Source organism: Paenibacillus sp. FSL R5-0470, from assembly GCF_037975205.1.
Lineage (GTDB): Bacteria > Bacillota > Bacilli > Paenibacillales > Paenibacillaceae > Paenibacillus_AQ.
Window position 1 is genome coordinate 2,934,565 of record NZ_CP150238.1, and the last position, 15,942, is coordinate 2,950,506.

The window sequence follows — 15,942 nt, forward strand, 5'->3', positions numbered from 1 at the left end:
GATAAACAAAAGTCCAATGAGTCATATTGCACTGGATGCCTTATTCGCTCAAACTGTTTTATATATTTTGAAAGAGGAAGGAATGAAACATAATTCTATTTTCTTTTTTTATCTTGAAAATGAAATCGATTTCAATTATTGAGAGTCGAAAGGAGTCATCTATGCAGTCCATAAGTACATCGGTAAATAGAAAGCGGGGGTTTAACAAATATTTCGCGGCGGCCATGGCACTGGTTTTGCTGTTTCCAGTCGTGTTCGGGGGAATGGCACAAGATATAGCTTACGCGCAGGAGAAGCTACCGCAGACGCAGACGCAAACGCAAACGCAGACGCAGACGCAGACGCAAACGCAGACGCAGACGCAGACAGACAGCAAGTGGTATCAGAACTTTGAGCATGCAGGAGAGGGGGGGACCTATGGAATTTCTGCCGTTGGCATCTCTTCAACAGCGTCGGTTACAAATCGGACACCGGGAGGCGGAAGTCGGGGAAGTGTTCGCCTGATCCAGACGAACGACAATAATCCAGGCGGCGGAGCCTGGAACACCGCTGTTTACGGATTCACGGTATCGCCGCAGAAGGATACAGTTACCGAAGAGACCTATTATGATGCTTCTGCCTATAACTATTTAAATTTTTACATTCTGGACGCCGATGTTCATAACCCGAATGTTGTCATCAGGGATGCAGACGGGAAAGAATGGAATGCCAATACGGACCAGGCGCTGTCCGTGAAGGATGAGTGGACGAGGCTTTCGATTCCACTCGATAAGACAAAACTCGATTTTTCGCGGATTGTCTCCATTTCGCTGGGCGAGTATTGGGGCTGGGGCAACATCTATTATTTTGACGAGCTGTACTTTGCTAACTCTGCTACCGCTCCGCCGCCCGCTTATCCGGATGATGGCGTGGAGCCATCGGCGCCTGTCATGTACCAGAGCTTCGAACAACCCGGCAGTGATGGCAGCTATGGCTTGGCAGGTCAGGGAACCGCGACGGTCGCCCAGCGTGTCACTGCTGCTGCTGCTTATTCCTCAAGCTCCGGCAGTCTTAAAATGATGCAGAACACCTATATGGACGGGGAAGGGAAGGAACGGAACGAAGCCTGGAACACCGGCGTTTATGGAGCCGGAATTAAACCTGAAGGCGGCTTGACCGTATCCGGTGCGACGTATATGGATGCTTCCCCCTTCAGTTATCTGTTGTTCTACGTCAAGGATACGACAGCGGCAGCCGGATCCAGTATTCATGTTGTATTCAAGGATGCCGAAGGCGGGGTCTGGGATACGGAAACAAACGCAGCGGTCAAGACGGAGTCGAAGCAATGGGTGAAAATGACCGTAAAGTTGGACAAATCGAAAATTGATTTGTCCAGACTGGAGCAGATTGAGCTCGGAACGTACTGGGGTTACGGTAATGTGTACTACTACGATGATCTTTATCTGGCCCAGAACGAAACAGATCCTTCGCCTGCCTTTAAGCCGGAGCGCACAGCCTTGTTCAATGATTTCGAGAGCAGAACCGGCTACTCTGCTGGTAGTGCCACCACCGCCGAAGCCTCAGGTGAAATAGCCAACGCAGCGGGCATAGCCGGTGTCATGGTCACAACGAGCAAAAATGACTGGCCTTATACGGCCGGAAGTTATTTGAGCGTACAGCCTAAAGAAGGCGGTACGTTCGATGCGTCGGCTTATTCATATCTTGCTTTCTATCTGAAGGACACCCAGGGAAGTAATGGAGTGGAATTCCGGATCAAGGATGCCAACGGGGGCGTTTGGGATACGTGGGGAACCTCCAGCTCGACCAAGAATAAATGGGTCAAAATGCAGCTTTCGCTGAAAGGAGCCTCGAAGATTGATCTGACAAAGATCGTATCGGTCGAAGTCGGCTTTTACAATGCCGGAGTATATTATCTCGATGATATGTATTTTGCCATGGCCGAAGACGATGTGCTGGCAGGCTTCATCAGCGGAACTCAGAATATCGGAGCGGTCTGGTATCAGAGTTTCGAGACGAGAGGGCAGGACGGACGGTACGGGATTACGGCCGGTACCGGGGTGAATACTGCGCTCAGCATGGAGAAGTCGGCGAGTGCATACAACTCAGCCAGCATTCGGGCTGTGCTGTCCCAGGATTCGTCCAACCCTGCCATGAATGGTATAGCCGTCAGGCCGCAGGCGCTCGAAGAGTCTCCGGACAAGAACCTGCCATACGACTATCAGCCGGAGTTCGACGCCACTAATTTCAGCCATCTGATCTTTTATGTGTGGGATGAGCATGGCGGTCAGACGCTGTCCGTACAGTTGAAGGATGCTGGCGGCAAAACGGTAGACTGGCGGACGGGAGAGACGACAGCAGACGGCTGGAATCGGATCGTTATACCTTTGGACAAGGGCGCGAATTTCCAATTTGCACGCCTTAGTGCAGTGACGGTGACACCGGTGAAAGCGGGGACCTATTATTTGGATGAATTTTATTTCAGTAAAAACGAAAGCGCAGGCTTCCCGAATGCCGGCTTTACGCAATTGGTACTGAAGGATGTGAACGGCGAAGCGATGCCCTATTCTAGCAATCTGCCGTTGGGTTCTTTCGAGAAGCAGCAGGACAGAACGTATCTCTCTTTAAACGGGGACTGGAAAAAAGAAAGAACCACCCTGGATTCCAAGCTGTCAGCAGCACCCCGGGACAGCGCCAGAACTGCCGGTCTTGAGGAAGAGGCGGGCGGCAGACAGGAGATTGGTTACAACGACTCTAGCTGGACCGGCAAGACGCTGCCTCTCCCGGAGGATGAGGGTGTGGTTTACGAATCACTAAGTGGTCCGGAAAACAAGAGTGACAAATCGGGTTATCAGGGAGGTGTATGGTACCGCAAACATTTTGAGGTGAGTAGCTCTCTTAAGGGGCAGCCAGCACAGCTTACTTTCCTTGGCGTCAACTATTTTGCGGATGTGTGGATCAATGGACAATATGCGGGCGGGCATCAGGGTGGTTACACACCATTCGCATTGGACGTTTCCGGTTTATTGAACTACGGCGGCGACAATGTAGTCGCTGTGCGGGTCGACAATCCGAAATGGGACACGTTCAATAACGGGGAAATACTGCCGTACGCGACGTCTGACTGGTTCAACTACACAGGAATTCTGCGGGACGCCTATGTTGAATTTATGCCGGAAACCTATGTGGTGCGCAGTGATGTGCGTACGCTGGATACGGATGGACAACTGTCGGTCCGCACCTTTCTGAATCATACGGGAAAAACGTTGAAGCAGGTTCAGCTGTCCTATACAGTCTATGAAGCGGAGATTGGAGAGGGTAACCAGCTCAGCGAATATGCGCAGGACCTGACGGGTACGGAAGCTGTCGCGGCACAAGGAAGCATATTTACGGTTCCGGTCAACGGGCAGGCGGTACAAACAATCGAGGTGAAAGTACCTGAGCCGAAGCTGTGGAGTCCGTCTGAACCGAATCTGTATATTTTAAAGGTAGAGCAGAAGACCGGTGGAGCAGTAACGGACACCTTCTATACCCAGTTCGGTATCCGTACATTGGAAGCGGAAGGTGTACAGCTTAAGCTGAACGGAGAGTTGGCACCTTTCCTCACCGGGGTCGGTTATACGGAGGACAGTAGTGACAAAGGACCTTCGCTGGATAATGCTACCCGGTACAGCGACCTGCTGAAGATCAGGGAGGAGCTGAAAGCCAATTTCGTCCGAACTGGACATTTTCCGCACAGCCTGCCAACCTATCAGTATGCCGACCGGATCGGCCTGGCCATCTGGCAGGAAATTCCGGCCTATTGGTTCAGTGGAGAAGCCTTCGACCTGCAGCGGCAGCGGGGCCAGGCCAAGCAAATGATGGAGGAAATGATCTTCAGTAATTATAACCGTCCTTCCGTCTGGTTTGACGGAGTCAGCAATGAGTCAGGCGGGCAACTGGAGCGTGTCAACTTTATCCAAGAGCTGCGCGACGCTGCACATGCTATCGACGGAACAAGACTGGTTGGCCAGTCGGCTGTGGCGAATCCGTACAAAGGCGTGAGCGACCATTCGCATTCCCCGGCGGATATCATCGGAATGACTATGTATTTCGGCGCATTCTACGGTGCGAATACTGACTTGGAGACACAGGAGGAAATTGAGGCCATACATGCGCTGCATCCGGGTAAGCCGATTATCGCCACAGAGTACGGCTATTGGTCGGGTGACGAAACCGCCTCGGACACAAGGCAGACGACGCTGTTCACCGGCACCTTCAATGCCTTTGCCCGCACAGCTACCCGGGCGGAGGACGGAACACCGAACCCAGACGGACTATTGAGCGGCGCGGCCTGGTGGACCGCATATAACTGGTATACCAATATTACGGGCCTGCAGACGATGGGTCTGTATCATATGGACCGGACAACGCCGAAGCAGGTGAAAGATATTCTGGCGGATCGGTATAACAGGTATAACCGGATTTCGGCTGGAACGCAGCCGAAGCCGGCTGGGATTTCGACTTGGTTCCAGAGCTTTGAGTCGGGCAGGGGTTATTTATCTTCATCCGCTCAGCTGCAGCTGGAATCAGCAGCAGACAGCGCGGCAGGCAACGGCACGAAGAGTCTCAAGATCACAGCCGGTTCCGGAGCGGACGAGATTTATGTCTCATTTGTTCCGCAGGGCGGCGCGATCAACAGCGATCTGACAGGCTACAATTACCTGAACTTCTACGCCAAGGACAGCGTGGGGGACAGACCTCTTTCCATTACGCTCGTGGATGCCGAGGGGCGTTCCTGGACAACGGAGACGGAAGGGAAGACGGTGAAAGATGCATGGACGCGGCTGAGTGTTCCGCTTCTGAAGGCGCAGGGCGTTCCACTGTCCGGCCGGAAGTTGAATACGCTGGCGATTACCCAGATCAGGATCGGAATGAACGCTTCTGAGCAGCTATGGGTCGACAACTTTTTCGCAGCAACCTACAAGACCGGTGCGGAGCCCGCTTCGTATCCTATAGGTTCCAGTGGCTGGTTCCAGTCTTTTGAGGAGACAGATGTGCAGGTCGGCCAGGGTGTGAATGCCACCGCGATGGTGGACCGGACATTCGGGGTCAATCCTGGAGGAACGGGAAGTGTGAAGCTGGAAGTCACTGGAGACGGCGGCTCACCGGGAGCGGATAAGCAATCTGTCATCATTAAGCCCCAGGGCGACGCAGCTTCCATAGATGCTTCCGGCTTCAATTATCTGGCCTTCTATGTTAAGGATATGCAGGGGTCGAATACCGTCCACGTTACCTTTGTGGATACAGACGGCACGGTCTCCGTGAATAACTGGACCGATGTCGGTTCAGTCAAGGGGCAGTGGACGAAAGTGTTTCTTCCGCTGATGAAGACCTCTGCAGATATCAGTAGTCTGAAGGAAATCCGGTTGTCGGAGTGGAATCCCGGCACTTATTATTTTGACGATCTGTACTTCGCCGAATATCCGTCGGATGAAATTCCCGCCACGTATACGGAAAAAATTCCGGAGAAGAACCGTCCGGAAGGTCAACACAAGGTGGCGGCGGTCGGCGATAGCATCACAGCGGGTGCTGGGCTGAAATATGCCGGGGTAACGAGTTATCCGGCACAGCTCCAGTCGCTGCTCGGGAGCAACTTTGTAGTCAAGAACTTCGGTGTCAGCGGCCGCACGCTGCTAAAGGACGGCGACGATCCATACTGGAACGAATCAGCATTTGCGGCCAGCCAGACTTATGCTCCAGACGTCGTGGTTATCCAGCTTGGTACCAATGACACGAAATCCTGGAACTGGAAGGAGGGGCAGAACCAGTTTCTGAGCAATTATAAAGAGCTGATTCAATTGTATCAGGCACTGCCAAGTCATCCGAAGGTCTTTGTCAATCTGCCACCGGCAGTGTTCAACGATGATCCGAACCAGGCTTATGGCATTGTCAACTCCGTCCTGCAAAACGGGGTCATTCCTCTGATCCGGCAGGCGGCTGAAGCGACAGGCGCAACCCTGATCGACGTGAACGCGGCCACAGCCGGAAGCCGCAGCGACTTCCCGGATAAGATTCATCCGAATCCGAAGGGAGCCTGGACTTTAGCCGATACAGTGGCCAAAGCCATTAGGGGTACACTTTACAGCATTGGGGATACGGAGATTACCACCTGGAAAGACGGCAAGGCCGGCGCGTATTCGATTATGTACGATGATGGTATCTACAACTCCGTTTTACGGTTTGCCGGATTGCATGAAAAATACAGCCTGAAGGGAACGCTGGCGCTCATCAGCGGCTGGATCGACGATGGTTATAATGACACTGGCGCTTCCACGGGCACGTGGGATCAGTGGAAAGGACTGCTGGATAAAGGGATTTTCGATGTAGCGAGCCATACGGTTACTCACCGGAATCTGACCACGCTCAGCGCGTCCAATGTGTCCTCCGAGTTCAAGGATTCTGTCGCCCGGATCAAGGAGAAGACCGGTTACTCACCGGAATCGCTGGCGCTCCCGTACAATACGGGCAATGCGGCGGTTGCGGCAGAAGCAGCCAAGTATTTCGTTGCTGCTCGTCAGGGAGGCAACAATGCCGGCAACGCCAGCAGTACAGAGCAGTATTACAATCTGAGCAGCACAATGGTTGAAAGCACGACAACGACCGTCCAACTGGATGAGTGGGCCGACTTTGGCATCGCCAAGGGCAACTGGCTGATTCTGACCGGCCATGGAAATGATGGTGAAGGCTGGTCTTCACCTCCGCTCAGCCTGTATGACAATCATTACGGATATGTAGCCCAGCGTATAGATGCTCTTTGGAACGGTACCATTGCCGAGGTGGGCAAATATTTGCGTGAAAGACAGAACGCCACAGTTAAGGCTACTAAAACCGCTTCCGGTGCAATTGAGGTTAAGCTGGAGGGCACACTGGACCCAGCAGTTTATAATGAGCCGTTGACACTGAGAACGAAGGTTCCGGCAGAATGGAGTGAGGTTACTCTCACACGGGGAGCCACTTCTTATAACCTGAAGCCGGTCCGTGAGGGTGAAGGTGCATTCGTCTATTACGAAGCCGTACCTGGAACGCAACTGCTGGTTATCAGTAAGAAGGGAACTTCTGTTACCAGCCCTGATACCGGAACCGGTACACCGGCCTCTTCCGTCTTTGCAGACGCAACAGACGGTGCAAAATCTGTTCTTGCTCCCGGTACAGCTGAGCTTACGAAGGCGCTCGCCGCCGCTCCGGCGGATATCAATGGAGTGCGGACGCTTACGTTTAAGGCCGGATCAGCTGCGGGTAAGACAACATTCGAATTGCAGCTGCCTGCCTCATATCTGGCTTCGATGAAGCAGGTGCGGATCCAATTTATTACTCCTGCAGGTAGCCTGCTACTTCCGGGCGATATGTTTGCGGGCATGGCTAAAGAAGCAAAGCAGATTGCTGTGTCCGTTAAACTCGCGGATCTGTCCGGTGCGGATGAGGACGTCAAGCAGGCTGCGGGCAGCCGTCCGGCTGTCGAACTGGGCGCTACCGTGGATGGAAATCCTGTCAACTGGCAGAACAATCTAGCGACGGTTACGTTCCGCACGCCTTACCAGCTTTCCTCCGCTGAAGCGCTCAACCCGTCTCAGCTGACGTTCTGGCAGATCGGTAAAGACGGAAAGGGACAGCCGGTAGTCAGTGGACGATATGACAGCGTAGGTGGTGAGATGCTATTCACCACACATCACTTCAGCCGTTATGTAGTTGTCTCTGTAGCCAAGAATTTCGGCGATCTGGGCCGCTACGGCTGGGCGCAGGCAGCGGTGGAAGCTCTTGCCTCTAAGGGCGCAATCCAGGGAGTCTCGCAACATTCGTATTCGCCTGCGCAAACTATTACCCGCGCTGATGCGGTGGTCATGATTATGCGGCTGTTTGATCTGCAGGCGCAAGCCACCCATTCCTTTACGGATATAGCGCAGGCTGATTATTACTATGAAGATGTGAATGCTGCACGGACGCTGGGCATTGTGCGCGGTTCGGGTAGTGGTGAGTTCCGGCCGGAGCAGCCGGTAACCCGTCAGGAAATGATGTTGATGCTGGACAGTGCCATGCTTGCGGCAGGCAAGGAACGCTCTGTGGTCAGAGGGGAGGCATTGGCGGAATTCAGGGATGCTTCGCAGGTATCCTCTTATGTCAGGGAAAGTGTGGCCCGTGCGGTTTCATCCGGTTTGTTCCAGGGCTATAACGGTTACTTGCAGCCCGTTTCGCCGATCACCAGGGCGGAAGCTGCTGTTACACTTTACCGGTTGTACGGAATAATGTACTAGTTGAATTGGCGGGGCGTTTCGGTGAACGTTTTTGCCGGAGCCGGCTCGATTATCAAACGAAAGGAAGAGCAGAGATCAGGCATAGCTTAGGCGGTGCCTGATTTGCTTTGCCTGAAACCTTAAAGAAATGTAAGCTAGCAATGTTTGTTGAGGAAATAAGTGGATCTGAGGCAGAGGTCGAAAGGAAGTTGAAATCGATTTCATTGATAGTTATAATGGATTTATTAACCCTCGAAAGTATGTGATCTGATGAAGAATAGTAAAATTATCGATGTTGCCCGGATTGCCAATGTCTCACCCGCGACGGTATCACGCGTATTGAATGACAGTCCGCTAGTAACTAAGGAAACGCAAAGTAAGGTATTGAAGGCCATTCAGGAATTGAACTATACACCGAACGCCATGGGCAAGCAACTCCGATCCAGGAAGACCATGACTCTGGGTGTCGTCGTACTCGATATTGGGATATCCTATCATGCCGAGATTATCAAGGGAATTGAACAAAGGGCGAACGCAATGAATTACAAAATTCTCATCTGCAACTCGCAAAATGAGAAGGAGAAGGAACTGGAGTATTTGTCGCTGCTTCAGAACCGGACAGTAGACGGCATTATCCTGGTGGCGCCGATGCTGAGCGACGAAGAGATCGCGGCCTTCGCTGGTGAAGGGTACACGATTGGAGTTATCGGACGCCGGCTTGGACATCCTAATATTCCCTGCACCACTACGGATAACTGGAAAATCGGCCGTGATGTTGTCACTCATCTGGCGGTGAACGGGCACCGGAAGATTGCTTTTTTGAACGGCTACGAGGAGGCGCTCGACAGCATCGAGCGGCTGCAAGGGTTCAAGGAGGGACTGGCTGCGGCGGGACTTCATTTTATGTCAACTCTGGTTGAGAAAGGAGAATTCTCCGAAGAAGGAGGATATGCAGCTTTCTGTCGGTTATGGGAAGAAAGCGGCGATTTTACAGCGGTTTTTGCCGCCAATGACGAGATGGCATTAGGTGTGTACAAAGCCTGCTCTGAGTATGGCATTGCGATTCCAGACCGCATGGCGGTGGTGGGTGTCGACAATATCCGGATTACAAACTATGTATCGCCTAAGATCAGCTCAGTCGAACAGCCGCTGTACGAGTTGGGGGCCCTGCTGGCGGACAAGGTTATCGATCAGATCAACGGCAATCTCCAACAGGGTCAAAGTAATTTTATGATCGATTCTAGGCTGATTGTCAAAGGTTCTTCGCAAAAAGGAGCTGATTTGAAATGAATGCCCACCTACGGGGCTGGAATGACACTATCCTTTGGTGGGGGAATCATGCATGAAAATGCCGCATAGAAAGGCAGAACGCTACTTCGGGAAGTTTTTTTCCGTAATGGTAGTCACGATTTTTCTGACAATTTCCATCCTGTCCATCATCCTTTATATGAATTTTGAGAAAATTGCGCTCCGCCAATCCTATGATCAGACGATGGATAGTCTGGCGCAGACGACTCAGGAAGCCTCCGTGATGGCTGTGACCGCCGCCACGTTCGCCAAGCAGATTTACAGCGATCAGAATGTCGCCAATCTGCTTAATTTTCCCGACGTCAGTGCGCTGGACATCGCCGTTTCCATCCGGCAGCTGACCAATTACCGTGAAACCTCGCCATTTATCGAGTCTATCTATGTTTATAATGCCGAGGCACGCACCTTCTATGTCACTTCTGATATGAATGTACCTTCTGTGTTCAGCGAGCCGGAATTTTACGATCAGGAGCTGCGCAACATGCTCCAACATGTAAACGATTACAACACGCTAATGCCGATTCCTCGCAAGTTGAGGATCGATGGGTTCGTCGGAAATATCGCTGAGCGGGAACGCGATACGTATACTTTTTTGCTATATGACACGCTCAGCAAGAAGTCGCGGAAGAATGCGGTCGTCGTCAACATCAAGGAGACGCAGCTGCATAAGCATATCGACGGTTCTTTGACGAATGATCCGACGAATACCTTTCTGATCGACGAAAACGGCACACTTGTCACGAACAGCTGGAAGACGCCGATGCTGAGTAGCCTTAAGGGCACGACGTATATAGATCGGATATTGCGAGATCCAGAGGGTTCCGGGTATTTTGCCGCTGAGGTCGATCATGTTAAATCTCTGATCACCTACAGCAGGTCTGACTATCTAGGCTGGAGGTATATACGCATTGTGCCTTATTCAGTAATCAGCCAGAATATCGACAGTATGCGGATCAAGACAATGATCGTTGCCGGAGGCATCCTGCTCGCCGGACTTGTGCTGTCTTCTCTGCTGTCCCGTCGGATTTTTAGCGGGCTGAACCACAAGCTCTCCCGGTTAGGTAAGCTGGAGACAGAGCAGCGGGAGAGTGTCCAGGCCATGCGCATGGATTATCTCCGCAGCCTGTTGAAGGGATATACACAGATGAACGCCCGGCATGCATCCGACCGATTTGAACGATACAACATTCCGCTGGATCCTTTACAGCCTGTCCGTGTCCTGCTGATCATGGTAGACGATCACCTGCTATTCGTGAACCGATACAAAGCGGAGGACCGCAAGCTGCTGATCTACGGAGTGCTCAACATTGTCCAAGAGCTGTTCGCCGCAGCTGGCATTCCCGCCACCGCGGCGGATATCGGGGATGAACAGGCGGCGGTGCTTCTTCAGATGTCCGGCGATGCTGAAGGTGACCGGGAGCGGTGCAAGGAGTCTGCTTCCTGGATTCAGACGGCAGTCAGCGAATATTTAAAGCTGTCAGTCACTGTTTCCTCGAGCCTGAGTGGCCCGAGTATTGAAGCGGTGCACGCCTTGTATCAGCAGGCGGTGGAAGCCTCATACAGCTGGGTGTTCAGCGGAGCCGGCAGCCATATCGAAGCCGAGGAAGTGGAACAGAACAAGACCAAACGTTATGAATATCCACTGCATAAAGAGAAGCAGATGATTGATGAGCTAATGCTGGGGCGGATAGCTGATGTAAGGCAACTGTTCCGCGAGATCATTGTAGATACAGCTGCTTATACCTATATTTCCTACCAGTTTGCTGTTTCACATCTGACCTTTGCGCTGCAGAACGCGCTGCGGATTATCCGGTCACATTCACTGTCAAACGAGGACTGGGAGTTCATTAATCTGCAGCTGTATATGCCGCACTCCCGGACTGAGACGATGGAGCAGTTCATTGAACGTTGTATGTCCCTATTTGATCAGTTGGAGAATCAGATGAATGAACGGAAGAAGAGCCGGCAGGATGAATTACCGTGCCGGATCAAAAAAATTCTCGATGAACGTTATGCCGATCCGAATCTGTCTCTGGACATGCTGGCAGAGGAGCTTGGCATGTCCGCCACCTATATCGGGCGCGTGTTCAAACAGCATACGCTGCATACGATACTAGGTTATATCCAGGAAATGCGGATGAGCAGAGTGCGCGAGCTGCTGCTGCATACGGATGCTCCCGTCGGAGAAATCGCAGAACGCGCCGGCTTCTCGAACAGCCCGTACTTTTTCAAAGCGTTCAAGAAGTACAACGGTGTAACGCCTGCGGAATACCGCAGAACGGGCCGGGGGCGAACAGATGATAATGGCGAAGAAGCAGGCATTGCAGCAGATTAGAAGAGAAGGCGACCCATGGCGATAAAATCGCGCAGGATCGCCTTTTTTAACGTACAGAGGTAGCAAATAAGCAGTCAGTTCGGAAAAAATTAGTCTGATTTTTAAGCAAAAAGTGAGTCATATCGCATATGGTAAGTTGCCCGGAAAGAGGCTGTCTCCTAGTATTGACCTTGAGCCGGAAGTACCGGCGGAATATTCCAAATAGAAGGAGAAGGAGGCTGATTCGATGTCCGGAAAGGGCGGGATCATCCGGGAACTGCGTCAGAGCAAGACGCTACTGCTGATGATTGCACCAACAATTGTCTTTTTCATTGTGTTTAGTTACATCCCGATGATTGGCGTGTATTACGCCTTTACGAAGTTTGATTTTGACGGGGGGCTGTTTGGAAGCCAGTTTGTCGGGATGGAGAATTTCAATTTCCTGTTTAAGACAGGAGTACTGTGGAATCTGACCAAGAATACCGTACTGTATAATCTGGCGTTCATTTTACTGGGCAATATCATGCAGATTATTTGTGCCGTATTCCTTGCTCAGCTATCCGGCAAGCTGTTTAAGAAGACGGCCCAATCGCTGATGTTTCTTCCCTATTTTCTGTCCTGGGTGCTGGTAGGCGCGTTCGTCTACAACCTGTTCTCTGACCTCGGGGTAGTCAACAGCGTACTTAAGCAGATTGGACTTCATCCCTATGATTTTTACCTACATACGGCGCCTTGGAAGTTCATTATTGTGTTCTTTAATATCTGGAAAGGGCTCGGCTACGGCACCGTCATTTATTTGGCAGCCATTATGGCGATCAGCGATGAATATTACGAGGCGGCGAAAATCGACGGGGCGACTATTTTTCAGCAAATCCGCAATATCACCCTGCCGCTACTGAAACCTACCTTCATCCTGCTGATTCTGTTCAGCCTAGGGACCATTATGAAGGGGCAATTCGATCTGTTCTATCAGATTATCGGCAGCAACGGTATGCTGTATGATGCCACAGACATTATCGACACGTATGTGTTTCGTTCCCTGACGGTCAATTTTGACATCGGGATGGGTACGGCAGCCGGCCTGTATCAATCCTTTTTCGGCTTCGCCTTGATCATGATCGTCAATTTCATCATCCGTAAGACGAACAAGGACTACTCCTTGTTTTAGAAAGGAGGTATACGCTTGAGTACTCAAGTCAATCAACTGGCCAAAGCCGATGCCTTCAAGGGCAGCCGGATCAAGCAGGATAAGGAAACCATCGTTTTTAATATCATCGGCTACACACTGTTGACATTCGTTTCCCTGATCTGTCTCATCCCCTTCTGGCTGATCGTTGCCGGTTCTTTTACAGATGAGCTGGAGATTATCTCAAAAGGCTTTCAATTATTCCCGAACACGGTCTCGTTCGAGGCTTATAAGTCCGTATTCAGTACGCCGGAGCAAATTTACCGGGCTTACGGTGTAACTATCGGTGTGACGATCGCCGGCTCGCTGCTGGGCATTTTCCTGACCTCGATGGCCGGATATGTCCTCTCCCGCAAGGATTTCGCCATGCGCAACGGCATTTCGTTCTTTATTTACTTCACGACTTTGTTCAGCGGCGGCCTAATTCCCTGGTATATTCTCATGACCAAAAATTTGGGACTCAAAGATAGCTATTGGGCGCTGATTCTGCCTCCTCTGCTGAGTGCCTGGAACATTATCCTGATGCGCAGCTTCATGAAGTCGATCCCTGAATCCATTGTAGAGTCCGCCAAAATTGATGGCGCCGGTGATTTCAAGATCTACCAGAGGCTGATTCTGCCGCTGTCGACGCCTGGACTCGCCACAATCGGGCTGTTTCTCGCACTCGGCTACTGGAACGACTGGTTCAATGCCAATATGTTCATTACATCGGATAGTAAATATCCGCTGCAATTCCTGCTCTATAAAATCCTGTCCAGCGCAGCGGTGCTGCAAACGAACAACGGGGCCTACCTGGCCGCTAATGTCGTGCCTCCGACGGAAACACTCAAAATGGCCGTTGCTGTGGTGGCGACAGGGCCAATTATCCTACTGTATCCTTTCGTCCAACGCTACTTCGTGAAAGGGCTTACTGTTGGAGCGGTCAAAGGTTAGAACCGGCTTGCCGGCTAACATAGTATTTTTTTATAAGTAATAAAGGGCAAGGTCAGACAGTCGAAGCATTTAGCACATTAATTGAGGAGGAATGAAGTTGGGAAAAATCAAAAAAAGATGGACACTGCTCGTCTCGCTCTCCATGTTGGCATCGTTGCTGGCAGGCTGCGGCGGATCGAATAACGGTGCGTCGGAAAAGAACAATCCGGCTACGTCCGGAGGTAATGCCAGTCCAGCGGCAAGTGAGGCCACATCGTCGAAGGAACCGCTCAAAAAGGTAAAGCTGACTTGGTATCTGGTCGGCGATACGCATAAGGATATGGACAAGGTGTTAGCCGAATGGAACAAAATGCTGGAGAAAGACCTGAACACTACGGTCGATCTCAAGTTTACCACCTGGAACGACTGGCAGACTAAATATAATCTGCTGCTAACCTCCGGTGAGAAGATCGACATGATCTTCGCATCCAGCTGGGCAGATTTCTACAAGCTGTCCAAGCAGGGTGCGTTCCTGGATCTGACGAATCTGCTCCCTGAATATGCACCGGAAACCTGGGGCAATGTGCCGAAGGATGACTGGGGCTCCGTCACGGTCGGCGGCGGTATTTACGCGGTGCCGAATACGGTTCCGGAATACACTCCAGCCGGCTACGTCTACCGGGAGGACTGGCGCAAGGAATTGGGCCTGCCGGAGTTCACCGACCTGAATTCGATTGAGGCTTACATGGATGCCGTGAAGACGAAGAAGCATGTTACCCCGATCAATGGCTTGGTCTATGATAACGTGAAATTCCTATCCCAATACTGGAATGATTTCCAGATGATTGGCGGAAGTGAGGTGATCGCGGCCACTTCTTACGATACTCCGCGGGACATTCAAATCGTACCGTTTACTGACAAGTACGAAGCTTGGGTCAAGAAGATGAAGGAGTGGGCAGACAAGGGCTACTGGAACAAAAACTCGCTGTCCTCGAAGCAAGAAGCCGGCGATTTCATCAAGACCGGACAAGGAGCGATCTACTGGCGCAACCCGTCCAGCGCCGGAGGCTTTATTAATGAGGTGAAGTCCAAAAAACTGAATATGGAAATCAGCTACTTCCCATTCACTCGGTTCCACAATTATGTACTTCCGACACTGCCAAGCTCGAACGCGATGGCTGTTCCGAAGAGCTCGGAGAATCCGGAGCGCACGCTGATGGTGCTCGATAAGCTTCGCAACGATCCTGTTTACTTTGATCTGATGACCTATGGGGTCGAAGGCAAGCACTGGGCCAAGGGCAAGGACGCCAAAACGATTGTCATTCCGGCACCGGGTGTCGATCTCAATGTGACGCCGCGTTTCGATATCGCAAGCTGGGGCTGGCGCTATGAGCCCAACATGCTGAAAGAAGAAGGAGGCTGGGATGGCCTCGATAAGCTGAAGGAGGAATTCAAGCCGATCAGCAAACCGGATATTTTCGGACCGATTTATATGGATTATGATCCGGTTAAAACCGAGCTTGCAGCGGTCAACCAAGTGTTTGAGCAATATGGCAAGCCGCTGATGCTCGGGCTGATACCTGATGTGGACGCTGCACTCAAGACCTACCGCGACAAGCTGAAAAGTGCCGGTATCGAAAAACTCCTGACTTATGTGAAGGAACAATCGAATCAGTTTTTTGACGAAAAAGGAATTAAATAGAACTTGAAATTATGAGGATAGCGGCGGAGGCAATTTCGCTGCTGTTCCAGTTCCTATTCAGAAAAGAAAGGGGAATGTGGCAAAGCGGCAGATTACGGGATCTGCTCTGGACCGAGTCGAAGTCCGGCGAGGCGCGGTAAAAATCGCCAGCAGCGGAGGTATGGAGAGCGTGACCCCTATCGTCTTCCGCAAGCCGGATGGCGGGTACATGGCGGTAGTGGTCAACTGTACTGACCACCGTGATCAGGACTTC

At 51.6% G+C, this 15,942-nt stretch carries 7 protein-coding genes; 6 read left to right on the top strand and 1 reads right to left on the bottom strand.

Going from position 1 to position 15,942, the window contains the following annotated elements; genetic code table 11:
• The first annotated feature begins 224 nt into the window (after nucleotides 1-224).
• Nucleotides 225-8,288, top strand: coding sequence for an S-layer homology domain-containing protein (locus MKY99_RS12770; protein WP_339270862.1), 8,064 nt, complete (start codon nucleotides 225-227; stop codon nucleotides 8,286-8,288).
• 249 nt (nucleotides 8,289-8,537) lie between these two features.
• A complete protein-coding gene (locus MKY99_RS12775) occupies nucleotides 8,538-9,557 on the top strand; it encodes a LacI family DNA-binding transcriptional regulator (RefSeq protein WP_339270865.1) in 1,020 nt (339 codons plus the stop codon).
• A 46-nt stretch (nucleotides 9,558-9,603) separates the two neighbouring features.
• Here the strand turns inward: MKY99_RS12775 and MKY99_RS12780 are convergent, their stop codons facing one another.
• Nucleotides 9,604-10,068 carry a hypothetical protein gene (locus tag MKY99_RS12780; protein WP_339270867.1) on the bottom strand — a complete coding sequence of 155 codons (465 nt, stop codon included), beginning with the start codon at nucleotides 10,066-10,068 and terminating at the stop codon, nucleotides 9,604-9,606.
• Here MKY99_RS12780 and MKY99_RS12785 point away from each other — a divergent pair.
• The 4 genes from MKY99_RS12785 (at nucleotide 10,057) to MKY99_RS12800 (ending at nucleotide 15,689) form a co-directional block, all read left to right on the top strand.
• Nucleotides 10,057-11,910, top strand: coding sequence for a helix-turn-helix domain-containing protein (locus tag MKY99_RS12785; protein WP_339270869.1), 1,854 nt, complete (start codon nucleotides 10,057-10,059; stop codon nucleotides 11,908-11,910). The two genes, MKY99_RS12780 and MKY99_RS12785, sit on opposite strands and share 12 nt — an antisense overlap.
• A 226-nt stretch (nucleotides 11,911-12,136) precedes the next feature.
• Nucleotides 12,137-13,057: an ABC transporter permease subunit gene (locus tag MKY99_RS12790; RefSeq protein ID WP_339270871.1), complete on the top strand. Its 921-nt coding sequence runs from the start codon at nucleotides 12,137-12,139 to the stop codon at nucleotides 13,055-13,057.
• 15 nt (nucleotides 13,058-13,072) lie between these two features.
• On the top strand, nucleotides 13,073-14,008 hold the full coding sequence (locus MKY99_RS12795) for a carbohydrate ABC transporter permease (RefSeq protein ID WP_339270873.1): 936 nt from the start codon (nucleotides 13,073-13,075) through the stop codon (nucleotides 14,006-14,008).
• A 91-nt stretch (nucleotides 14,009-14,099) separates the two neighbouring features.
• On the top strand, nucleotides 14,100-15,689 hold the full coding sequence (locus MKY99_RS12800; protein WP_339270875.1) for an extracellular solute-binding protein: 1,590 nt from the start codon (nucleotides 14,100-14,102) through the stop codon (nucleotides 15,687-15,689).
• Nucleotides 15,690-15,942 lie beyond the last annotated feature (253 nt).